The organism is Bdellovibrionales bacterium, from assembly GCA_016716765.1.
Taxonomy (GTDB): domain Bacteria; phylum Bdellovibrionota; class Bdellovibrionia; order Bdellovibrionales; family UBA1609; genus JADJVA01.
In genome coordinates, this window is the sequence record JADJVA010000012.1 from 25722 (window position 1) to 47300 (window position 21579).

A 21579-nucleotide genomic window follows, 5' to 3' on the forward strand; every position below is an offset into this window, starting at 1 on the left:
CGGGTATGGGACAAAGGGATCCAGTTTTCATGGAAGGAGGCAAGGTGGGTCAGTTTTGCAGAAAGCAATACAATTCGGAATATTACCTTCGCAACAAAGAGCGAATCAGAGAATATCGGCTCAAGCGAAAGACTGAAATTCAACCCTCAATTGTTGAATCCCAACTCTCCTTGTTTGAAATTCAACGTGGTCCTCAAATCGGTCAACCTCGGAGTCAAACTTTCAAATTTGAATTTCTTGGCCTCCTGGTCCAGATACTCCTTATTGCTGGAATCACTTACTTTTTACTCCGTGAAGCGGTTGAATTTTATCAGTCAAACAATTCAAACCTTGAACAATCCATTCTTGCAGCTCTTTTGGTTGAAGGACTCTTGATCGTGTTTGCCTTTCTCAAACCATCAAACCTGGTGAGTCAAATTCTGGTCAAAACAGTGCTGGCACTTCTCTTTCTCTACTCGTCCTGGTCCTTTTCTTCCAACGTGATAGGGAAGGGGATGGGCAATATTGCCCAAGGCGAAGTGTTGAGAGAGACGATATCCGGTCTAAAATCCACGATGATGAAAAATGATCTGGCAATTGAAGTATTCATGCAAAAAGGCTGGCTTTCAGCGGCCCGCAAGCTGACCAATGAGAACAACGAGCACAGAAAGAGTCTTCTGGAGCTTCAGGCCAATGAGATGAATCAAAGCTTAAGGCCCGAACAAGCTCAAAAGAGCAATACCATCTCTTTGGTTGTCTTGAGATTTCTATTTCAAATCTCCAATATCATTTTAGTTCATCAATTGAGCTCAGGTTTTCAAAGGCAATTTCGTTCTCGTCGGAGGAGCATGGTCTGGCGACGAGAGATGGACTTTGCGGCCGCATAAGACATATCAAGCTCCAAGATTGACGCTTAATATTAATTAACGCTTGACATTAATTAATGCGACGCATTAAATAGCACCAATTTTCGGGTTGAGCTTAGCTATAGATTCAATGACTCTAGCTCTTCGGCCGGAGCTAAAATGGAAAATTGTCATGGGAGAAGTACAATGCAATCCTCGTCAAATATCCTTTGGTGACTCCACGAGCGCATATTGGCTATGTCAAACTCACCAGCTATGCTCGACTGTAAGTGAATTTTTTTCTGAAGATCCCATTGCTAGATATTGGCACGATGGGTTCTGTGACGGGGCTTATGCGATTTTTAAGTCATATAATAATCCTTACCTTCATTGCGAGTTGTGCTTTAAATGCAAATTGTTCGGTCGTAGACAAGAATTTTACAGAGTCTTTTTTTAGGCGTATCCTTTCTTGTGGGGGGTTTAGCCTCGACTGTCTCAAAACCTCCGGATTGATCACAGAAGTCGAACCTATGGTCTATATTTTTATTGGAGTCTATCAGGGTGAAAGTCACGAAAGGGAATCGTTGGGTCGAGTAGCGCGAGCCTTAGATTTACCTGCGCTTTTAATTGGTAATCTACCGGGGTTCAAAGGGATTCCAGCGGTAGACGGAGTTCTGTTTTCCAAGGTGGGCAATCCTATCGCAAGTGTAAGTCTCAAAACTTTCTTTGGAGATACTACGAAAGGAATCACGGCAGTAAAAGGCATGCTTTTGAATAATCGTGCGTCGATACGTGATCATTTCAGCATTCAGTACCTTTCGGAAATGTGGGGCTTTACATTGGATAAAAGAGGTAGGTTTAAACCGAAGCAAAGCAATCGCGAACCGATTTATCGGGAATTAATTTTGCGAGGTACATTTAAGATTCTGGGAATGGAGAAGCTGAAAACCCGTCCGATTTGGATTGCTTTGGACTTTTCAATGGACCCTTTTAAAAGTCTAAATGTTCGGCAAGGCAACGTTGGACTGAATCCAATCCCTTTCGACGGAACTTTCATCGAATTTGTGGACAGTCGGGAAGAGCCGGGTTCAAGAACCAGGGCTATTAATATTGAAACTCTTGCTGTTCGGGCTGGCCATGATTCACTCGTTACACGATATCTGTTTCTCATGCATCAAGGCCTTCACTGGGTTGATTCATCGGGATTAAAGGAAGGGGCCAGAAAATACGATGGATCATCCTGTGCAAGGGAACTTCAAACGGTTCTGTAATCGATTGGGCAGGCTGGTACAGTAATGAGGTGCCGTTGATACGGCACTCATTACGACACATCCTTATTAAAGCCTTTTCAGTTGTTTATAAACATCGTCGTCGTTTCTTCTGCCGACCAACACGATTACCAAAAGTATGTTGTCTTGGACTTGGTAGATTATGCGATATTCTCCGACACTGGTTCGGCGATACTGCGAAAATCCCTTGATCTGAATAGAGTCGTGCGGTTCTGGGTTGTTGCGAAGCTCTAGGATTTTGGTGGTGATTTGTCTTTTTTGTTTTGCTGGCAACGACTCAATAAACTTATCGGCTCGCCTGGTGATTTCAATCTTTAGCATTTAACCATTGAGCAAGTTTCTTCTCGCTCTCTTTCTCACCGAGAGTTCCCTCTTTGATAGCCTCTTCGGCCTGCCTGCCCCACCAAGCATCTTCCATTGCTTCCAGACGTTGATATTCTTCAGACGAAACCAACACAGCAACAGAGCGACCGTTCTTTTTGATCTCAAGTATCCGTTCATTGACCGTGAATGACTACTTCGAAATTTTGTGTGTAGTTCCATGGCATCCAGTTATCAGGGTTGGACCTGACCAGTTCAAAGTTTTTGAATGGACACCATATAGTCAAAAGCGTTGGCCTCACTGATGTCACAAGTTTTTATAACTGAGAGAAGAATGTCGCCCACGAAGGCCCCGTATTCACTTTTAAAGAAGAGGAAGTTTTTTCGGTTTAGAACGGGGGGGTACGGAGCTGTTGCCCTTCCAATGCTTCTGCATGTATTTGACGCCGGCTCCTAGTTTTGAATTGGGCTCAGCGAGTTTGTTGGGAAATACTTTGTCAATCCAGGTTTTGAGTTCCCCCATCGGCTGGGCACTTTTCTCTTGGTGGTATTGGAGGCGCTCTTCGGGGATAAATTCACATCTTTACAGTGCCGTTCGTTTGCATAGACCTGAGAAATAAGGCCCAGCACAAATTCGCTTTCTCTTTTAAAGTCCTGCTCGATATCCTTAAATTGCCTCCGACCGTGGGTGAGACACAGGTATTTCAATATCTCCTGGGCTCGGTCTTTGATATTATTCATATTCAGAGCATCTGACATGATGGCAATGGGACCCTGACTTTGCCGCCGAGTCAGGAGCTCTTCCAAATTCTCTCCACTGTATTTCCTTCCGGTAAAATATAGAATGATTTTTCCCTCTGGAGCCCTCATGAGGGAGAGAACTCTGGCCTTGGTGTCATCAATATAGAACAACGCTCCCTCCGAAGCCTTTCGGACCATGACCTTCCAAACCAGAATCATCTGGTTGGCCAGGTTTTCCGTCTGAGTCCAGAGTGTTGATCGAGCCACAGGGAGCCCGAGCTTTTCTTGTAACTTTTCAAGACGGTAAAATGGCAGAGAGGACTTATAGTGAAGAATGGCTATCATGGCTTTGGCTTGTGCGTCGAATTTTTCCTCCCCTTTTCCGATAAACTCAGCCTCAAATATTTTGCCACACAGGTTACAACGAAGTTTCTGGGTCTTGTGAACGCTCACTGAAAGTGGCGGATTGCCCGTCACGCGCACATAAATGCCTGGATTCCAGTTGTACACCCTCCCTTTTTGACAGTCCGGACAAGGGTCCTTTTCCTTTAGATTTACAATCTCATAATTTTGGACACTGGCCGATGGGTAATGATCGTGGCCATGGCGACCACTGCCTCCGGTGTTCCCATGAGCAGGCTTTTTCTCCTGAGGGTCTTTTTGTTGAACTTTCTCTGATTGCTTTCCAAATATCTTGCGCAATCTGGCGATGGTGGCACTTTTCAGTCCCACCAAACGATCTAATTCAATCAAGGCTCTGAGAGAATTGATTAATTCTTGACGAGTTTCTTCCGTTAAGTTTGAGCTCTCAATCTCGTCAATCAGCCGATGAAGCTTCTCATCTGTCATCTCAATGTGGATCTTCTTCTTGGCTTTCAACATCGGAAAAGTCTTCCGCTGATTTCACAAAATTGGAAGTACTTTTCCATTCTGTTTGTGGTGCGGCTAAATCGGGATTTCCATTCCAGATAAGAACTGCCAACTCTGAGGCTCGTAGCTCACCCGAGACTCCCTCTCCCGTCCTCCACCACTTAAACGATCCACGACTGAGCCGCTTATGAAATATCCAAAACCCCTGGGAGTCATAAACCAATATCTTGAGAGATTTCCTCGATCTATTGGAGAAAACAAAAGAGCTCCACTCATGGGGTCCTTCTCCATCTGCTCCTTGCAAACTCCACAAAGGCCATCGATTCCTTACGAAAATCCACAGCTCCGCAGTGGATATAAATCGGTGAGGACGGACTGATTTGAATCACCGATGAATTTCAATCGTCAAATCAGAAAGTCGTAAAACAACTCGAGGTGCCTCAACTGTTAGATCGGGGAAAACTTAATAAAGGGCCCAGAATTGTTTGGCACAAAATTCCTCCGCCGAAGCTTAGAGGCGGATCGTTCCCTACTTGCTTTGGATTGAAAAATCCGGGCGATAAACTGAGTTCTCGACGCAGGAGGCGGTCATCAAATAGCTCTCGCAGACCAAAATCCGACTCCTCAGTTCATCAGGAAATTTCTCCTGAGGAGATTTCTTCCTGACTCGCCAGGCTTCGATATCTCTCCTTAATTCTTGCAGAAAATCTGAAGTCATTGGTTACCGCCTTTGAAAGTGTCAATCGGCGGATTTTACTTAAAAAAATATCAGATTCCATTCACGGTCAGTGAACGGATACGATCTCAACAGGCTCTTGCCTTGCTGTATCCAAAAGTCGTCCGAACTCGTCCTTTGCTTCTTTCGCCGAAAACGATTTCAATTTGAGACTCATATTTCCTCCAATGAGCTATAAGGTCTATAATAGCTCAAGTAGCTCTAAGAGTCAACTTTATTGTAAATGATTTGTGGACACGCGCATGGATTGACTGACCCTATCCAAAGTCCCGACCGTAAGCTCGGAGCGTTAGCGGCGCCTTTTGAGATTTCTGTTTCAACTCTCCAATATGATTCTGGTTCATCAATTAAGCTCAGGTTTTCAACGCAATTTCCCTTTTGCCCCAACATTATGGTCTTGAGGCTAGAGCTGGATTTTGCGGCGGCATATGGTCTGGCGACGAGAGATGGATTTTGTGGCCGCATGAGAAGATATTTTCTGACGTCGTTTCCAGGTGTCCGAATTAACCGCCAGTCTTTTTAAAGACCTTTCGTTCAACCGATTTGAGCCTCCTTTCGATATCATGTAACTTGTCTGCATTATAATCTCCCTCAACCTGATGGATCAACACTTGTCGATTGTATGGTTGATAGCCAAGGCCTTCTTTTTGAGCCAGGTATTTTAGTTTCTCTACAACCAGCTGTGGTAGACGAATAGAGATCATCTGCAGCCCCATGACCTCATCAATGGCCATTTCTTCTTCATCGCTAGCCTTAGTTGAAATCGAACCTCGTTTGCCGGAATCCCACTCTTCGGCTTCTTTCAGAAGGTCACTTTCCTTACTTTTGTTTTTTCCGCTGGATTTTCTCAAATAACTTACCTCAATATCACTGGGATGATATGCCGTGATGATCACAGGTTTTTTCTCATCACGATCTATAAGAAAGCAAATTCTTACATATTGTGGAATGACTTTCTTTCTAATATTTTTGATGATAGGTCAAACTGCGGCGTTGGTTAATTATGAAACTCAAGGGGAAGGATTTTCCATGCGGATGAAAAATATATTGCTGAAATTGTGGATGTTGTTTTCTATCGTTGCTTATTTGCCAATTGTGGCAGAGGCCGCAAAAGTAACAGAAGTGGCCAGCGGAAAGATCACGGTCTATTCATCAGTGGCAAATGCCGGTACTGGTACCGCCTCTCTTTCTTTTTCTGGGATGCCTGCGCAAATATTATATGATGAGTTGACCCATGTTGTAGCGACAGAACAAAAATCAGTAGATGGCGCTATTTACATAAAAAATGGTCTTAACTTAATTTGTTATCGTGAAGTTAAGAAATCGGCTATGCCCCAGTATTCATGTGGGACTGCGGTTTTCCCAGATGGTTCTACTGGCTATGACGAGCCATAGCGTTTGGGGTATTGTAGCAAAATCACAACTTGAAAAATGAAATACATGATCTGTTGATTATCCGTCTTGGCTTCGCAACGATATTGATTTCTACAGGTAAAATTATGAGGGAGTAGGGGCTCATTTTGGGCCTCAGTTTCTGCCTGAAATCATGTATGATTGCGACTCTCGCCCATATTTGTCATTAAATCGAATATATCGGGTTTCATGGTTCCAGGATCTTTTTTTGCGAGGAATTGCATAATATCCTAATTTAGGATATTATGATTCGAGCTAAGGAGTTCTGATGGGAGTTAAAAACGTCAAATTGTTAAAAGTTCCTGCTAATGGGCAAATAAGTATTGGTAAGTCTTGGGCTGGCAAACAGATTTTGGTCGAGGAGCTCGATGGCCACGAAATACGAATTTCTTCGGGAACATTTATTCCAGATTCACAGAAAATCTTTCATACAAAGGAAGCTCATGAATCTGTGAATGAATTTAATGAATGGGAATCAAAAAGAAGGCCAAAGGCCACAGACACGAAGAAATTATTTGCCTCTCTGAGAAAGAAAAAGTGAGCCTGTGAAGGCAAAGAAGCCGGAAAAGAGCAAGGCTACACGAGTTGCGGCTGTATCCACCCAACATGAACTGATTGAATGCGATTTGGAATTTCCACGGCTTGTTGAGGAACTATCTGAGCTTGAAGCTCCAGAGCTTGATCAACTCGAGGCTACAGTTGAAAAAATCAAGCAAATGACCTGGGATCAGGTATATAAGACCTCATCAAGAACCCAAAAACGAGGTCTCAACTGGGAGCCGATTGAAGCCCAGCTCACGCAATCAGGTAAAACCATAGCCTCCATTCGAATATCAAAGAAATTTCGAGCGAGGGTTTGTCGAGATGGAAAATTCATGGTGTTTATTTCCTTACATCCAGATCATGATAGTGCTTATAATGAAGGCGGTGGTGAAGACCTTTAGCTTCCCCAGCGCTTTCACTGCGAGGCTACACCTTGAAGGTGCACATTCGGCAAAATGACGGATTGGGCTTTCTAATTCGAGTGCCGTTGAGGTCTCGAGAGATTTGTATAAGCCCAAAAAAATCAACCAGTTGACATTTATCTTATCTCGAAAGTGATGGCTCATCTGGCTAAAATGTAATAATCGTAACGGGCGGGGATAGCATTTTTTTTGGCGTCATATTTTGTGCATGATCATGTACTTAATATGATCTAACGCTTGACATTAAATAATGCTTCGCGCACACATTCGGTTATACGGATTCCGATTCAATCAACGGCGAGAAAGGTAAAATGTCCAAGTTCACAAATATCCTAGTGATCCTATTCATGTTCATATCCCAAATTGGTTTTGGTAGCTCAAATGCTAGTGTGGAACCAGCTGAAGAATGCATGAGGCTCCTCAAGAACCTATCTTTGGAACATCTACCGAAAGCCACGACGGAGATCGAGATGCACGGAGACCAGGTCCGTTCGGGTTTGCCTGGATTTCGGTCCACAGTGAGAGGCGTTGAACTCAGCGATCAGAGGGTCTTCGATCTAGAAGAATTGCGTCAGTTTCTCATTTATTTTGCTAATATTTTTGGGGATTCTGTCAGTAACCATCGGCCATTTTTGTTGAATGAACAAAGGCAGCTAGTTGAATTGCTGTTTAATGGGGTAAGCCTGTTGCTTCGTAACAAAGGGGTTTCTCACCGGGCAGAGATTCGAATTGCCCCCAATGGAAATAGATCGCATATAATCACCATTTTAAACGCCTCAAATGTTAAGGCATTGGACGAAGTTGTCAGAGGCGTTCAACAGAAAGGCGGCGAGATTGGGTTTCATATTGAACAGTATATTATGGGGATAGGAGCCAGCTTCGTGCCTCCAACAGCCGGGGTTGGACCAAGGAATCCGGTTGAGCGCTTAGCTTATTGGTGGCGAGGAGGTGCGCCTCTTCCTCTCCCGCGAGTGAACGTTCAACTTCTTACAGCAGTGGAACCAGAATCAGCACTTCTTTCTGTGGGACTGAAACATGAATTCGATCATTTTGAAGACTTTTTAAAAATGCTAAGAGGCGAGTCCAGCCCTTATTATGGGTTTGTGCGATCGTACAAAGCCAATCTACCGATGCAGCTCGGGGTGGTGAAGGAACTCGTGGATAATACGCGCAACTACTGGCATCTGATGTATTTTGATGAAAATTTCACTATGCCTCGAAACCTCTTACACCTTGCGAATGGGATTGATGATCCCCTTGCTCCTGTGAACCTTTTTAAGACGCCCGAAAAGGCGGCGGAGGTTATTTGGTCCCTTGGCCGCACTGGGTGGGGAATCAATGCGACTACTCGCGCGCTTGTTGACGTTTTAACTCGAAAAGATGTAGTAGAGTCCCTCTCATTTTCAAAAATGAACGGCCTAATTTGGGTTACGGCCCGCTTTTTTGTTGATCCAAAAAATTTTCGGACGGCGGCCGAGTTTAAGGTTCCATTGGTTGTAGCTAAGGAATTGAGCGACAAAAATACTCTCCGTCACATGTATGTCGAGCAAGTCAGGTCGATCCTGCCGATTCTTGATCAAACTGAGGTTTTATTTCGTTGGGCTTCCGAATATGAAACTGTCTTTAATGACCCTATGTTTGCACATATTGATCGCAAGACTCTGTCCAGGGCTTTTATAAAAGTTGTTCTGGCTCCACAGTTTGGGATGGAAACAGGGGATTTTCACTTCACAAGAGAGGCTTTGGACGAAGAGTTTATTCGCTCCTTGGAAGCCCACTCCGTCCTGAAATAGGGCTGGTCATTTCATTTTTGAAACTTCATTGTTCGCTATCAATGTCGGCGAAATAGATCGGTTCCTAAACTCTGTTTGGGAGTTTTGGGACCATGCAATGTGATCTCGAAAATTCAGCCAGCTTTTCGGTTTTTAAAAGAGACTGAGGCCTCAATTCCCATTTTTTCGAGATAGGAAAGAAGCTTCTCAATACTGAATGAAGACATTTTACCTCTTAAAAGCTCGCTCACTCTTGGCTGTGGCACGTCGAGTATTTTTTCAAGATCGCGAGGCTTAATTCTCCTCTTTTCAACGACGTCGAGGATCTTACCATGAAGGTCAGCCTTAACCTTCAAAGTCATGGCTTCCTGTTCGTTAAATCCCATATCTTTAAACACAGATTTACTGGTCTTCATATAAATTCTCCTACCTCACCTGCTTTAATCTATTTTTTGCAAGTTCCAGATCAATGCCAGCCGTTTTCGAGCTCTTCTTTTTGAAACAATGAAGGACATAAACACGGTCCTTCACCTGGATGGTGTAAATAACTCTATACCACCCCTGATGGTCTTGTTCCTTCAACTCAAAGACTCCCGGTCCTATAGTTTTCATAGGACGACTTTTAAGTGGCATTTTTCCCTGTTGAAGTTGGTAGAGTTGAAAGCCCAAATCCTCCCTAATTGCCGCTGGAAATCGGCTAACCACCTTTTTGCTGTCGCCTAGCCATAAAACTTCCTTTAGCGCCAAGACCCCACCTCTCCCGCAATCATACAATTTAATGTATACAATATTTCGTATAATTTTGAAAGGAATTATATTGATCTCCCGAAAAAGGATCTGAAACAGTGGATGACTAGGGACTAAGAGTGATCGGCTTTCAAATTTGAGAGCCACGGAGGAGGCCTGGAGAAATGGCTATAAGCCAAATAAATCAACCAGTTGACGTTCGCTCTTAACTCGAGAGTGTCGACTCATCTGACTAAATTGTAACAATCGTAACGGGCGGGGAGGGCATTCAGAGCCTCAGATTCTGCACCTGATCATGTATGATTATTGCACCTTTCTTACATCAACGAAAAGAATTGACAAAAATTGCGCATTACGTCATAAGGGGCCATCCCAGATGTGGGGGAATGCTTATTTTAGGCCCTCTCATTGCGCGTCCCAGTTGGGAGGCTTGATTTGGGTGGATGAGGTTCGCCAATTTTGAGAATAGAACAGGAAATTCCAAAAGCGAGTTTCCTCCTTATGGTGGGAGAGAGCGATGAGAGTGATTTCGAGGCAGCTATTTATGACAAAAATCATCATTATGACAATTCTTTGTTCAGGAGTTTCGCTTGCTGAAACCATACAACAAGGAAAAGATCGACTGCATACGACGACAGCTAAGTTTGTAGAAGAAGAAAATCCTTGGAAGTCATGGACGGTAATAGCCGAGAATATGGTGAATATTCCCAAAGAGATGTCCCAATTCAATAAGCCTTCCAGAGGGCTATTTGCTTGGGTCGGTGTGAGTAGATGTAATCTATGTTTTACCGAATTTCGACATTTTAGCTCGATAAATGAATTGTATCAGATTTTTTTAACTGAGTTTGATGAAGAAAATGAGCGGTGGTCCGAAACTCGTCGTATTGATCTACAAGAAACTTTCAATCGTTATTTTCTCCAGGAAGAATGGTGTAACAGAGGTTTTATGGGAACGGGGAAATGCAAAGCACCAATGAGCCAAGTATGGCAGTTTGGTTTTGGCGAACAAACTAAATGCCCGAATTCTGCTCCTTCTGGGGGGACATGTTTCCTTCTAGAGGTAGAGATAAGACGAAATGAAGTAAATCGTCGCGTCGGCGGTGATGTAAGAACCACTCAAGTTGTTCAGCTACCAGGCAATTCAGATACAGAAATTAGCGAATCAATACTGCAACAGCATTAACAAGACTTTTCTTACATGAAGTAGAATAATGCTTGACAGCATTTAATGCGACGAATAATTATCCCGCATCTTTATATAAAAGGGGGTCTATGGAAAAATTAATAACAATTCTCCGATCATTGGCAGCAACAGTGACGTTTTTTATATTTTTTTTACCATTTCACTCCTTGGGAAATTCCACTTCTTTAATTCCTCATGTCAATTCGATAACTTGCAGTGCTAGATTAGCAGGAACAGGTAATTTAGCTTTTTCTCTAGACGAAGGCGTTCTGGAGGCCTTTCAAAGAACGCAGCTGGCATACAAGCACGACAAACTAATGTGGGATTGGGTGCTCCAAGAAAAGACTCCGCGACATGTCTATAGTAGACGTATTAAAATCGGTGAAAAAATCGAAGGATCAATTGCGGGTTTTCTAGGAGAAAATAAAAGTTTTACTTACTGACCTCGTTGCGGAGGTCCCATTAATGACCCATGTTTTGGCTCCTCTTTTTCAAATGCGCTGGGATGGCTACAATATCTTTGATTTGCCTATAGAATTTAAAAAGTTGGATCCTGAAAGGCGTCCGTTTGAAGTAACTGATGCTCCTGAAGTATTTGGTAATTTTTCCAAAGTTTTAGTTAACCAGAAAATTTATAAAGGAAGAGGTTTTGTGCCTGTTCTGATAAACGGGAATAGTATTGTTCAGCTGCGTTTTAAAATTATTATTCACAAAATATTAGTCACCGGGAAGACTACGTTAGTATCTTCACTTAGTTTTTCAACTAGAGGAAATTCTGAATTCTCTCCACTCACTGCAATTTATCATCAAGCATTTCCAGGTCGTCCTGTTATAAAAAATGAAGTCAAAAAAATGGAATAATCATTTTCAATGTGGACTCTGGCGAACAAGAATTGAACGAACGCACTTTGGCTGATGTGATTGAAAGGCTTAGTTATTTGGGAACTTTGACTAGCTCGGGATCAATTCTTCCTGGACCTTCTACTGATGCAGAAGGTCCAATTAGAGAAATAAAGAAACTGCGGGATGATAGGTAAGCGGGATCTGGCCTGTCACGGAGCTTATTGAAAGGGAGATCGTAGATAAACGAATACTGCGGAAGTAATGATGTATAAGAGTGACTTGTCATCCCATCTTGATCTTAAGGACTTTCTCGACGCGCTCCAGGCGCTTGGCCAAGCTGTCTGTTTCAAACACGCAATCGCGCAGAATCTTTTGCGTGTAGGTCTGATAGCCAGCACCAACTTCAGCGGCGCGTTTACGAAGTTCATCTAGCAGATCGCCATCGAGCCACATGGTTACCCGGACCTTGTGATTTTTGGGGTCGTCAAAGCCATCCGGCGCTTCCACAGTTCCGTATTCAATTTTTTTCTTCATCTTTGTGGATTTCATTCCACTCCTCCAACAGTAGGGTTTGATAGAGTTGAGCATTTCGAAGAATCTTTTTTAAGAAGGTCTCCGAGAACCCCTTGGTCTCAATCACCGTATCCGTTCATTGACCGTGAATGACTACTTCGAAATTTTGTGTGTAGTTCCATGGCATCCAGTTATCAGGGTTGGACCTGACCAGTTCAAAGTTTTTTTGAATGGACACCATATAGTCAAAAGCGTTGGCCTCACTGATGTCACAAGTTTTTATAACTGAGAGAAGAATGTCGCCCACGAAGGCCCCGTATTCACTTTTAAAGAAGAGGAAGTTTTTTCGGTTTAGAACGGGGGTACGGAGCTGTTGCTCGAGGATATTGTTGTCGATGGGGGCTCCTGGGTGGCGGAGAAATGCGGTGAGCCCCTTCCAATGCTTCTGCATGTATTTGACGCCGGCTCCTAGTTTTGAATTGGGCTCAGCGAGTTTGTTGGGAAATACTTTGTCAATCCAGGTTTTGAGTTCCCCCATCGGCTGGGCACTTTTCTCTTGGTGGTATTGGAGGCGCTCTTCGGGGGATAAATTCACATCTTTACAGTGCCGTTCGTTTGCATAGACCTGAGAAATAAGGCCCAGCACAAATTCGCTTTCTCTTTTAAAGTCCTGCTCGATATCCTTAAATTGCTCCGACCGTGGGTGAGACACAGGTATTTCAATATCTCCTGGGCTCGGTCTTTGATATTATTCATATTCAGAGCATCTGACATGATGGCAATGGGACCCTGACTTTGCCGCCGAGTCAGGAGCTCTTCCAAATTCTCTCCACTGTATTTCCTTCCGGTAAAATATAGAATGATTTTTCCCTCTGGAGTTTCAGAAAGAATGCCCGTGGTGTACATGCCGGTTCTGTTTTTGGTATTTGGCTCCTGAAGTTCATTCTCCCTCATGAGGGAGAGAACTCTGGCCTTGGTGTCATCAATATAGAACAACGCTCCCTCCGAAGCCTTTCGGACCATGACCTTCAAACCAGAATCATCTGGTTGGCCAGGTTTTCCGTCTGAGTCCAGAGTGTTGATCGAGCCACAGGGAGCCCGAGCTTTTCTTGTAACTTTTCAAGACGGTAAAATGGCAGAGAGGACTTATAGTGAAGAATGGCTATCATGGCTTTGGCTTGTGCGTCGAATTTTCCTCCCCTTTTCCGATAAACTCCGCCTCAAATATTTTGCCACACAGGTTACAACGAAGTTTCTGGGTCTTGTGAACGCTCACTGAAAGTGGCGGATTGCCCGTCACGCGCACATAAATGCCTGGATTCCAGTTGTACACCCTCCCTTTTTGACAGTCCGGACAAGGGTCCTTTTCCTTTAGATTTACAATCTCATAATTTTGGACACTGGCCGATGGGTAATGATCGTGGCCATGGCGACCACTGCCTCCGGTGTTCCCATGAGCAGGCTTTTCTCCTGAGGGTCTTTTGTTGAACTTTCTCTGATTGCTTTCCAAATATCTTGCGCAATCTGGCGATGGTGGCACTTTTCAGTCCCACCAAACGATCTAATTCAATCAAGGCTCTGAGAGAATTGATTAATTCTTGACGAGTTTCTTCCGTTAAGTTTGAGCTCTCAATCTCGTCAATCAGCCGATGAAGCTTCTCATCTGTCATCTCAATGTGGATCTTCTTCTTGGCTTTCAACATCGGAAAAGTCTTCCGCTGATTTCACAAAATTGGAAGTACTTTTCCATTCTGTTTGTGGTGCGGCTAAATCGGGATTTCCATTCCAGATAAGAACTGCCAACTCTGAGGCTCGTAGCTCACCCGAGACTCCCTCTCCCGTCCTCCACCACTTAAACGATCCACGACTGAGCCGCTTATGAAATATCCAAAACCCCTGGGAGTCATAAACCAATATCTTGAGAGATTTCCTCGATCTATTGGAGAAAACAAAAAGAGCTCCACTCATGGGGTCCTTCTCCATCTGCTCCTTGCAAACTCCACAAAGGCCATCGATTCCCTTACGAAAATCCACAGCTCCGCAGTGGATATAAATCGGTGAGGACGGACTGATTTGAATCACCGATGAATTTCAATCGTCAAATCAGAAAGTCGTAAAACAACTCGAGGTGCCTCAACTGTTAGATCGGGGGAAAACTTAATAAAGGGCCCAGAATTGTTTGGCACAAAATTCCTCCGCCGAAGCTTAGAGGCGGATCGTTCCCTACTTGCTTTGGATTGAAAAAATCCGGGCGATAAACTGAGTTCTCGACGCAGGAGGCGGTCATCAAATAGCTCTCGCAGACCAAAAATCCGACTCCTCAGTTCATCAGGAAATTTCTCCTGAGGAGATTTCTTCCTGACTCGCCAGGCTTCGATATCTCTCCTTAATTCTTGCAGAAAATCTGAAGTCATTGGTTACCGCCTTTGAAAGTGTCAATCGGCGGATTTTACTTAAAAAAATATCAGATTCCATTCACGGTCAGTGAACGGATACGATTTAGAATAAAGGATGAATATTCCAAATGAAGGTGGATGAGGCAGGACAGTTGACCATGAGAACCTACTTTGTTTATTTCTGTATTGCGCTGTCGTCTGAGTCTTTTTTTCCTGGCCGCACACGCAAAGAAAAGCTGCGTTGAAGACCTGGACAGAATAAAAACAGGAAAAGATGTAGTCGGAATTTTCTTCTACCAAACACAAAATGGCAATCTTGAGGACTGTTATGAATCATATGAAATCGTACTTGAAAATAGGGTGCGGAAGTTGTTATTTGCCCTTACTTCATCAAGATCCCATTGATGCCTATTGGGCTCTCGTCTCATCCTAGAGAATTACTGATTTTCTGCAATAATCATTGGATCAGGCCAGAAAATAGGACACGCATTAGATAAATTGCGCATTCTCTGCGGCCTCCCGTCCACTTTACAAGCCCAGAAAAGGTTTGATCGGGTTTAGGTTACAGATCCCTCGAACATCCAGCACAACAGTGCGTTCCTCTCGAGACTTCTGGGCTTCGTGTTTAAACTCGAGAATTCGTTTGTATACGTCTCTTCCATGAAATTTACCGATGCCCCCGGATTTTGCCCACTCTCACGCTCGAGATAAGATGCTCTTCTGACTTAACTCCTTTCGCATCGAAAAGGATCTCGCGCCGCTATATTTCCAGGTCACCGTTGTTTGCTTATCTCATACTAAAATTCTAGCAAACTGTGTTAGAAAAAAAGCGGCCGTGGAAAATCAATCCTAAGTGTGGGCCATTTTTGTGGCCTTTGGATTCGTCTTGCTTTCGCGCAAGTAATCGTACCGTATCGACGGCACTCATTATGGGTTCCTCTCTGATCTCATAATAATCCAACAACATCATCGGGATATAAATAAGAAAACTTTAGTGCTTTTCTGAAAGACGTGCCGTCGATACGGCACGTCTTTTTTAAAATGGGCCTTTCAGACGATGAGAAATGTCATCAAAATACGGGTGAATATTTTTGGCCGTATCTATGAAGAGTTTAAAGGGCTCGAGTGCGCTCAGCGGATTATCATCGAGTGCTTCGGTTCGAGCGCCAAAATGATCTACGGCAGCAGACCTTAGCTCCTTCAAATCGAAGCTAGATTCTAAATGACCTCTGATCCCATTTCTTTGGGAAAGGGAAAGCTCCGTTCGGACTCCTTAGAAATAATCCAGAAAACCCAAAATTTTACCGCGTCAGATAAAATTATATAAATGGACGGGGGATTCAACCCATCTTTGTGCTCGACTAGAAAAAATTGAGAGGTGGATTTGAAGGTCTACTGCGAAATGTCACTTTTAAAGGCTATTCTTGCATGAAGTTCAGGTGGATGTTTCCATGCCTAATTTTTAAGAATTTAACCGGTCCAAGTATGTGAGATTTTGACCCCACATATCAGGTCCACATATGTGAGCTTTGTCTGCGTCATACCGGTCCCGTTACGTGAGACGGGACAGGTAGTCACTGTGGGAGATTTTCTGGCAATATCCTATTAATATCGTCGATGCTTGGCCACTGAGTGCCATCGGATTGGGCTTGGCCAAATACCGCCAATTCCCCGCCAAGATCACCAACCACCGCAGTACGAGAGGCCCTAGAGGTTTCACCGCTGTTGGATAAAATCCAGCCAGTCATTCCTCGTACTCGATAGTCCACTCCAGGATATTGAATTCGAGCATGGAATTTTAAATAAATCATGCGGTTATCAGGAAGAATAATCACAAGGGAATAGGGATCGTCGTTGAAGTTCTTAAGTTTTAACTTATGCTCGTCCGTTTGCCATTCGTGGTATTCGCCATTGGCTTCTTCAAGCGATACAGAAATTCCACCTGTATCGCGCGCCACCTGAATCCGTTTAAGTCCGCCCCCAGTGATCTCATAATACCCGCGCATAGGGCCAGTTAGCACGTCTCCATCGCCATCTCCTTCCTGAAGAGGCAAAACAACTGGCAGCATTGGCTCTTTGAAATCAGTCAATTTACCTATCAAATCTCCAACTGATTTCGGCTGTGGCAGATCAAGTTTTCTAAGGGTAAATCTATCAACGTGATAAGGATTGACCTCTTCTTTGGCTTGTGAAATTGGCGTAGCACTTCGTGTCGCTGATGGCATTGCCTGCGATTGTTGAAAGTTGCTTTTGGGTGCATGGTCCGCTTGTTTTGGAATCGGTCCATGAGCACTTTCTAGAGGTTCAGACTGAAGAGTTTCACTTTCGACTGAAACGACATCAGCGATTCGCCTTTTCTTATGATTCCAAAAGAAAATCACAACGCAGAAGATAAGAAACCAAAACCACCAATTTTTCATAGAATACTTTTAGCCTTCAAAATCGCTATTCTTTCAGCTTGAGACTGGCTTGCTGATGATGTGTTTGACCTGGAACATTTTCAACTCTCCGACCACACCGTTTTCCATGACCGATTGAAAGCTGACAACACCGCGGGCTTCATAGGTATTTTTACCACTTTCTTGAACTGCGACAAGTTTAATTTTCTCGGGAAGCAGTTTGAGAATGATCTGATGGGGGTTGTCGCTAAAACTGTAAGCTTAATGCAGTTTTCTTACATAAATCGACTGTGATTTAGAGCATCAAATGATCTTGCAATTTATTGCAAGATCTGGTAGGCTCTCCGCATGAGTCGGCGGGTTTATCAGCTTAAATTGAACATCAATGGACGGAAAATAGAGTCGGTTGTCATTGATCCTCACTACGCTGAAAAACACTCGGATTCAGTGACCGATGAAATAATATTGGCTCTGGTAAACCAACTTGACGGAAAATTTTTTGGCCCGGTCGATAGAGATTAAGAGGGGTTTTTCTATTTCGTAAATGACCGGCTAGAACTTAACCAGAAATTTTATAAACTGATCTGGCTGCTTCATGATAGTGAATTTTATGTTGGTATAGTGAACGCCTACAGGAGGTAATCATGGATTATCCTAGCAAGAGGCAATTAAAAGAGATTGATAAGAAACTCCGGGATATTGAGGGCACCTTGATGGTTGGCCCCAGTTCTTCCCCCGCTGAGAAGTTTCGTTGGGACCTATGCCAAAATCTCGTAAAATATATGAATGAGAAAGGTTTATCTCAGGTGGAATTTGCAAAGCTATTGAGAATTGATCAGTCAAGGGTCAGTGAGATCGTCAATCACCGTATTGACAAGGTTTCCACTGACAAGCTGATCTCTTATAATGAAGAAATTGATCCTCGGGTAGAATTTAAGATTGCTAAATAAGAGTAACTACCTGTTGCAATCTGCAAGAAGTAGTCTGTATCTCTACAGGGCCGTCGATAAATTTGGGAGCGCAATTGATTTTCTATTAACTGGAATGACAAGGAGACGTGCCGTATCGACGGCACTCATTATGGAGATTAGGTTTTAGAGTGCTGAGAGAATCCGTTGTGGTCCTCTTCAGAGATGTAACCAGCACCAACACATATGAAGCGGGATATGTTGATCACTGGATTAATACTTGTGTGCAAGCGGCCGCTTGGGCCTTGGTAGCGTATGGGCGGATCTTCGTCTGATCAGAAACGACTTCAATGAGTCCGTCGTATTTTTCCGGTTGTACGTAAGAAAAAGGCGCTGCAATTTCTGAATTTCCACTGATGTCTTTAAGAATTTGAATTCGAATCACCCTAATGATTCCAGTGCCCATTTCTCCGCCAAAACCATCATTCAAAACAGGGGATGGCCTCGTTCCAGATGTGGAGTAGTTGCTTAACGAATCGCCCATCTGTCGCAGGGCCCATTCGACAAACACAGGGTCTTCATCTACATTTTGGAGATTTGGTACCAACGCGATAAAATGCTTCCAAGGGACACCGTAGACTTTTGTAAACAATTTATCTACATAGGTTTTTAGATTCTCCTTATGCCCGTTCAATTCTTGGATGAGAGACCTTCGATCCTTCGTGTATTGGCGGTAGTCCGACGGCGAGAGAAGACTTTGAAGAATGTGACCTGCGTTTTCTACTAGGGGTACCGCTAGCGCATATTTAAGAGTATGATAGCGAGCATGGCGACGAACGCTCTCGAATAAGACCTTTCCCAGCGTTTTCATTGCAATTAAATTGAATCGTGAGGCGTTATCATGCATCGGCCACACGTTATAATAATCAGGAACTGAAAGATCGAGGGCGAGGTGTCTTAGGCGGGCAATCTCAGGTTTGGCCTTCATTAGGATCCCAATACGTTCTATGTCTAGCTCTCGTAAGCGCCCAAATGTGTGAACGGAAATTCCCAGCCATCCTGACCACTGCGGATATTGTTCTATGCGCAAGTGTCGCTTGGCTCCGAGCTGGTGACAATACATACATTGTTTAGGATTTTTTTGAAGAGCGCCATTCCTGAAAAGATAAAAATCGAGTTCATTCGCTGAATTCAGCTGCGCGAATTCAGCCTCATTGTAGGCTTGGTGAGTTTCGTCAGTAAGAAACCCTACATAGAATCTGCCGTCAGGTTTCGCCATGAGCATGCGTGGTCGTTCTGAACTCCCTTTTTGATTCCCTTCACCGTGAGTGACTAGCGCTGGACGCTCTTTCATGATCATAGGTAAACGATTGAAGACTTCATCAGCCGATAAAATGCGTCCTGAATCTATGACGGATTGAAGGTCTTCAATTGAGTTGATTTCCTGTGCTTGGAGCAGCTGGGAAAAGCAGAGCGCCAATGTAAGTGAAAGGGGAATTGAGATTGTGATGATCACGAATGCTCCTAAGCCCGTTATTATGAGGTCCGTTGGCCCAAGACTCTATAGGTCGAGTAACCTGAGTCAGGTGGCGTTAGCTTGCTAACATAGAATCCTGTTCCTTTGCAAATTCAATCGGAGATTTCATTCCTAGTGCTGAATGTGGATTGAGGTTCTGTAACCTAAACCCGATCAAACCTCTTCTGGGCTTGTAAAGTGGCTGAGTAGAGCGGTTGGCCCATAAGACTGTAAGCTTATAGGTGTTTTCTTGCCTTTCTCTGTTCGTCAGTTGTGCTAGGATTTTAATATGGCAAATCACCTTGGTATTCCCTCAAAAAGCCCCCTGAATTCAGCAAAATCTCCAACTAACTCGCGAGCCGATAATAAGGCCCTTGATTTGTCATCTAGTAAAAATATCTCCCTCAACTACAAAACCGTTTTCTCAAAACTCTCAAGCCACGAGCAGGGCCTACTTTTCTCCTGGCTCTATCAAAAAGCCCCCAACACGCGTCGATATTACCAGCGTATTTGGACCGAATTTCTGTCCCTCTTTGAGGTCACTGTAAATTCCTTCCGCGAAATTCAAATAGGCCACCTAGTCCTGTTCCTCAAGTCAAAGGAGCATTTAAAACCAGCCTCCAGAAATCTGGCAAAAAACTCGCTCTCCTCTTTCTTAAGTTTTCTGACCAAAACCGGGTTTTTAGAGAAAAACCCCGGACTCAGTTTAGAATCAATAAAAGTGCCTGATCGGGTGGGGACAAAAATCCTATCTCACACTCAGGTTTTGCGGATGTATGAGTGCGAAAGATCCTTGCGCAATCGCGCAATCATTAAGCTCCTTTATTTTTCAGGAATCAGAGTAGGGGAGCTAGTGGGGTTAAAGTTAAGTGATGTGAGGATTAAGCCCAGTGGTGAATCCTTGCTGCAAATCCTAGGTAAGGGTGGGGTAGTGAGAAACGTCATAGTGCCAAAGGCGCTAATGGATGAAATATATAGTTATCATAAAGAAATAGGCCTAAAAAAAGACCCTAAAACACCTCTATTTTTATCAAAAAAAGCCCCTTATGGACGGCTATCGCCCGAGCAAGTGTTTCGCATGATTAAAAATGCAGCTAAAAAGGCAAAAGTCAGTCCGGTGCCCTCACCCCATTGGTTCAGACACACTTCAGCCACTCACGCGCTCGAAAACGGCGCGCCGATTCACGTGGTGCAAAAAACTCTTGGGCACAGGAGTGTTGCGACCACCGGAAGGTATTTAGAGGCCAACCCCAAGGAGTCGAATTCCAAGTGGCTTGAGTGGGACGATTGAGGAATTTCGTAGTCTCTGGTAAGGTAGGTCCTATGAATTTAAAAGATACGCTAACTACTGCGAATGAAGCTCTTAAAAGTGCTTCAATAGAACATGCTCTTATAGGTGGTTTTGCACTAGCGGCCCATGGGGTTGCTCGAGCGACTCTCGATATTGATCTCTTGGTCGACGGCAAGGAGAAGGACAAAGTTAAAAACCTGATGCTTGCAGCTGGGTTTACTGTAGTCCATGAAAGTGAAGAGGTGGAATTCCCCAGAAAAAGTGGATAGTTTCTCAGGCGGCATTTACATTTAGTGTTGACTCATACTCTAAAGGACTCTGATAGCCAAGTGATGAATGCAATCTCTTTTTGTTGTACCAGATTTCAATATACTCAAAAAACCAAGGTTCTCAGCTCCGCTTCTGTTTTGTAGTCATGACGGTAAAGCCACTCAGACTTGAATGACTTGAACCAACTCTCAACAATCGAATTATCGTAACAGTTTCCCTTGCGACTCATGCTCGGAATCACATTATTTTTGTTCAGCAAAGCCAAAAAATAATTTGCTCGCGTACTGAATTCCGCGGTCCGAGTGGAAGACGATGTTCGCCCTATTTCTGCAATTAGCCAACGCCATCCGCAGAGCATTTAAGACTCGGTGGTTTCCAAACTGTCAGTGACCGACCAACCCACAACTTTTCGGGTACAAACATCGAGAACTATGGCCAGATAGAAAAGCGAGATCCAAATCTTAGATAGGTTATATCTCCGGCCAAAACCTGATTAGACTCTTTAGGCAGATCATCCTCGATCCTGAAAACTCGTGGAGCAATTGGACCCTCGTGGTTCGAATTAGTCGTTCTCACTCGATG

The 21579-nt window shown here is 43.8% G+C and carries 30 protein-coding genes and 1 pseudogene; 13 read left to right on the forward strand and 18 right to left on the reverse strand.

Annotation, left to right across the window (positions count from 1 at the left end):
• Positions 1 to 44: 44 nt before the first annotated feature.
• Positions 45 to 866 carry a hypothetical protein gene (locus IPL83_07725; protein ID MBK9039034.1) on the forward strand — a complete coding sequence of 274 codons (822 nt, stop codon included), beginning with the start codon at positions 45 to 47 and terminating at the stop codon, positions 864 to 866.
• 488 nt (positions 867 to 1354) lie between these two features.
• Positions 1355 to 2095 (forward strand): hypothetical protein, encoded by a 741-nt coding sequence (locus IPL83_07730; protein ID MBK9039035.1) that lies wholly within the window; start codon positions 1355 to 1357, stop codon positions 2093 to 2095.
• 66 nt (positions 2096 to 2161) lie between these two features.
• Here the strand turns inward: IPL83_07730 and IPL83_07735 are convergent, their stop codons facing one another.
• The 6 genes and pseudogenes from IPL83_07735 to IPL83_07760 all read right to left on the reverse strand — a co-directional run bounded on the left by IPL83_07735 (position 2162) and on the right by IPL83_07760 (position 5677).
• Positions 2162 to 2434: a type II toxin-antitoxin system RelE/ParE family toxin gene (locus tag IPL83_07735; GenBank protein ID MBK9039036.1), complete on the reverse strand. Its 273-nt coding sequence runs from the start codon at positions 2432 to 2434 to the stop codon at positions 2162 to 2164.
• Positions 2421 to 2570, reverse strand: a complete 150-nt coding sequence (locus IPL83_07740) for a hypothetical protein (GenBank protein MBK9039037.1) — start codon at positions 2568 to 2570, stop codon at positions 2421 to 2423. Before IPL83_07740 ends, IPL83_07735 begins: the two co-directional genes overlap by 14 nt.
• Before the next feature lie 317 nt (positions 2571 to 2887).
• Positions 2888 to 4057, reverse strand: coding sequence for a transposase (locus IPL83_07745; protein ID MBK9039038.1), 1170 nt, complete (start codon positions 4055 to 4057; stop codon positions 2888 to 2890).
• A complete protein-coding gene (gene tnpB, locus IPL83_07750; GenBank protein ID MBK9039039.1) occupies positions 4026 to 4358 on the reverse strand; it encodes an IS66 family insertion sequence element accessory protein TnpB in 333 nt (110 codons plus the stop codon). The genes IPL83_07745 and tnpB (IPL83_07750) overlap by 32 nt, the downstream gene beginning before the upstream one ends.
• A 487-nt stretch (positions 4359 to 4845) precedes the next feature.
• Positions 4846 to 4926 (reverse strand): annotated as a pseudogene (locus tag IPL83_07755) (type II toxin-antitoxin system Phd/YefM family antitoxin).
• Positions 4927 to 5284: 358 nt separating this feature from the next.
• The gene (locus IPL83_07760) at positions 5285 to 5677 is read right to left on the reverse strand and encodes a hypothetical protein (GenBank protein ID MBK9039040.1); all 393 of its coding nucleotides are present in this window, start codon (positions 5675 to 5677) and stop codon (positions 5285 to 5287) included.
• On the opposite strand from IPL83_07760, the gene IPL83_07765 reads away from it, so the two are divergent.
• The 4 genes from IPL83_07765 to IPL83_07780 all read left to right on the forward strand — a co-directional run bounded on the left by IPL83_07765 (position 5667) and on the right by IPL83_07780 (position 8952).
• Positions 5667 to 6176: a hypothetical protein gene (locus tag IPL83_07765; GenBank protein ID MBK9039041.1), complete on the forward strand. Its 510-nt coding sequence runs from the start codon at positions 5667 to 5669 to the stop codon at positions 6174 to 6176. The genes IPL83_07760 and IPL83_07765 overlap by 11 nt on opposite strands.
• Positions 6177 to 6462: 286 nt before the next feature.
• Positions 6463 to 6735 carry a hypothetical protein gene (locus IPL83_07770; protein MBK9039042.1) on the forward strand — a complete coding sequence of 91 codons (273 nt, stop codon included), beginning with the start codon at positions 6463 to 6465 and terminating at the stop codon, positions 6733 to 6735.
• Between the two features lie 4 nt (positions 6736 to 6739).
• Entirely contained in the window at positions 6740 to 7138 is a 399-nt protein-coding gene (locus IPL83_07775) for a hypothetical protein (protein MBK9039043.1), read from the forward strand.
• 431 nt (positions 7139 to 7569) lie between these two features.
• Positions 7570 to 8952: a hypothetical protein gene (locus tag IPL83_07780; protein ID MBK9039044.1), complete on the forward strand. Its 1383-nt coding sequence runs from the start codon at positions 7570 to 7572 to the stop codon at positions 8950 to 8952.
• A gap of 113 nt (positions 8953 to 9065) precedes the next feature.
• Here IPL83_07780 and IPL83_07785 read toward each other — a convergent pair whose 3' ends face one another.
• Together IPL83_07785 and IPL83_07790 are read right to left on the reverse strand one after the other, a co-directional pair.
• Entirely contained in the window at positions 9066 to 9347 is a 282-nt protein-coding gene (locus IPL83_07785; GenBank protein MBK9039045.1) for an XRE family transcriptional regulator, read from the reverse strand.
• A 10-nt stretch (positions 9348 to 9357) separates the two neighbouring features.
• Complete coding sequence (locus IPL83_07790) at positions 9358 to 9678, reverse strand: type II toxin-antitoxin system RelE/ParE family toxin (protein ID MBK9039046.1); 321 nt, start codon at positions 9676 to 9678, stop codon at positions 9358 to 9360.
• Positions 9679 to 10195: 517 nt separating this feature from the next.
• Here IPL83_07790 and IPL83_07795 point away from each other — a divergent pair.
• The 3 genes from IPL83_07795 to IPL83_07805 all read left to right on the forward strand — a co-directional run bounded on the left by IPL83_07795 (position 10196) and on the right by IPL83_07805 (position 11722).
• A complete protein-coding gene (locus IPL83_07795) occupies positions 10196 to 10861 on the forward strand; it encodes a hypothetical protein (protein ID MBK9039047.1) in 666 nt (221 codons plus the stop codon).
• An 89-nt stretch (positions 10862 to 10950) separates the two neighbouring features.
• Positions 10951 to 11304 (forward strand): hypothetical protein, encoded by a 354-nt coding sequence (locus IPL83_07800; protein MBK9039048.1) that lies wholly within the window; start codon positions 10951 to 10953, stop codon positions 11302 to 11304.
• A 22-nt stretch (positions 11305 to 11326) separates the two neighbouring features.
• Complete coding sequence (locus IPL83_07805) at positions 11327 to 11722, forward strand: hypothetical protein (GenBank protein ID MBK9039049.1); 396 nt, start codon at positions 11327 to 11329, stop codon at positions 11720 to 11722.
• A 264-nt stretch (positions 11723 to 11986) separates the two neighbouring features.
• On the opposite strand, the gene IPL83_07810 is transcribed toward IPL83_07805, so the two are convergent.
• The 7 genes from IPL83_07810 to IPL83_07840 form a co-directional block, all read right to left on the reverse strand.
• Positions 11987 to 12253, reverse strand: a complete 267-nt coding sequence (locus IPL83_07810) for a hypothetical protein (protein ID MBK9039050.1) — start codon at positions 12251 to 12253, stop codon at positions 11987 to 11989.
• Positions 12254 to 12353: 100 nt separating this feature from the next.
• Positions 12354 to 12929, reverse strand: coding sequence for a transposase (locus IPL83_07815; GenBank protein MBK9039051.1), 576 nt, complete (start codon positions 12927 to 12929; stop codon positions 12354 to 12356).
• 316 nt (positions 12930 to 13245) lie between these two features.
• Complete coding sequence (locus tag IPL83_07820; protein ID MBK9039052.1) at positions 13246 to 13386, reverse strand: hypothetical protein; 141 nt, start codon at positions 13384 to 13386, stop codon at positions 13246 to 13248.
• Positions 13383 to 13757 (reverse strand): hypothetical protein, encoded by a 375-nt coding sequence (locus IPL83_07825; GenBank protein MBK9039053.1) that lies wholly within the window; start codon positions 13755 to 13757, stop codon positions 13383 to 13385. Before IPL83_07825 ends, IPL83_07820 begins: the two co-directional genes overlap by 4 nt.
• A gap of 131 nt (positions 13758 to 13888) precedes the next feature.
• A complete protein-coding gene (gene tnpB, locus IPL83_07830) occupies positions 13889 to 14299 on the reverse strand; it encodes an IS66 family insertion sequence element accessory protein TnpB (protein MBK9039054.1) in 411 nt (136 codons plus the stop codon).
• Positions 14296 to 14631: a hypothetical protein gene (locus tag IPL83_07835; protein ID MBK9039055.1), complete on the reverse strand. Its 336-nt coding sequence runs from the start codon at positions 14629 to 14631 to the stop codon at positions 14296 to 14298. Before IPL83_07835 ends, tnpB (IPL83_07830) begins: the two co-directional genes overlap by 4 nt.
• A gap of 1556 nt (positions 14632 to 16187) precedes the next feature.
• Complete coding sequence (locus IPL83_07840) at positions 16188 to 17033, reverse strand: hypothetical protein (protein ID MBK9039056.1); 846 nt, start codon at positions 17031 to 17033, stop codon at positions 16188 to 16190.
• 327 nt (positions 17034 to 17360) lie between these two features.
• Between IPL83_07840 and IPL83_07845 the strand changes: the two genes are divergently transcribed.
• Entirely contained in the window at positions 17361 to 17534 is a 174-nt protein-coding gene (locus IPL83_07845) for a hypothetical protein (protein ID MBK9039057.1), read from the forward strand.
• A 122-nt stretch (positions 17535 to 17656) separates the two neighbouring features.
• Entirely contained in the window at positions 17657 to 17962 is a 306-nt protein-coding gene (locus tag IPL83_07850) for an XRE family transcriptional regulator (GenBank protein ID MBK9039058.1), read from the forward strand.
• A gap of 223 nt (positions 17963 to 18185) precedes the next feature.
• Here IPL83_07850 and IPL83_07855 read toward each other — a convergent pair whose 3' ends face one another.
• The gene (locus IPL83_07855) at positions 18186 to 19436 is read right to left on the reverse strand and encodes a hypothetical protein (GenBank protein ID MBK9039059.1); all 1251 of its coding nucleotides are present in this window, start codon (positions 19434 to 19436) and stop codon (positions 18186 to 18188) included.
• 289 nt (positions 19437 to 19725) lie between these two features.
• On the opposite strand from IPL83_07855, the gene IPL83_07860 reads away from it, so the two are divergent.
• Both IPL83_07860 and IPL83_07865 read left to right on the forward strand, forming a co-directional pair.
• Complete coding sequence (locus IPL83_07860) at positions 19726 to 20727, forward strand: tyrosine-type recombinase/integrase (protein MBK9039060.1); 1002 nt, start codon at positions 19726 to 19728, stop codon at positions 20725 to 20727.
• 32 nt (positions 20728 to 20759) lie between these two features.
• Positions 20760 to 20996: a hypothetical protein gene (locus IPL83_07865; protein MBK9039061.1), complete on the forward strand. Its 237-nt coding sequence runs from the start codon at positions 20760 to 20762 to the stop codon at positions 20994 to 20996.
• 4 nt (positions 20997 to 21000) lie between these two features.
• On the opposite strand, the gene IPL83_07870 is transcribed toward IPL83_07865, so the two are convergent.
• Together IPL83_07870 and IPL83_07875 are read right to left on the reverse strand one after the other, a co-directional pair.
• Positions 21001 to 21096: a hypothetical protein gene (locus tag IPL83_07870; protein ID MBK9039062.1), complete on the reverse strand. Its 96-nt coding sequence runs from the start codon at positions 21094 to 21096 to the stop codon at positions 21001 to 21003.
• 4 nt (positions 21097 to 21100) lie between these two features.
• Positions 21101 to 21355, reverse strand: a complete 255-nt coding sequence (locus IPL83_07875) for a transposase (GenBank protein ID MBK9039063.1) — start codon at positions 21353 to 21355, stop codon at positions 21101 to 21103.
• Between the last annotated feature and the right edge of the window lie 224 nt (positions 21356 to 21579).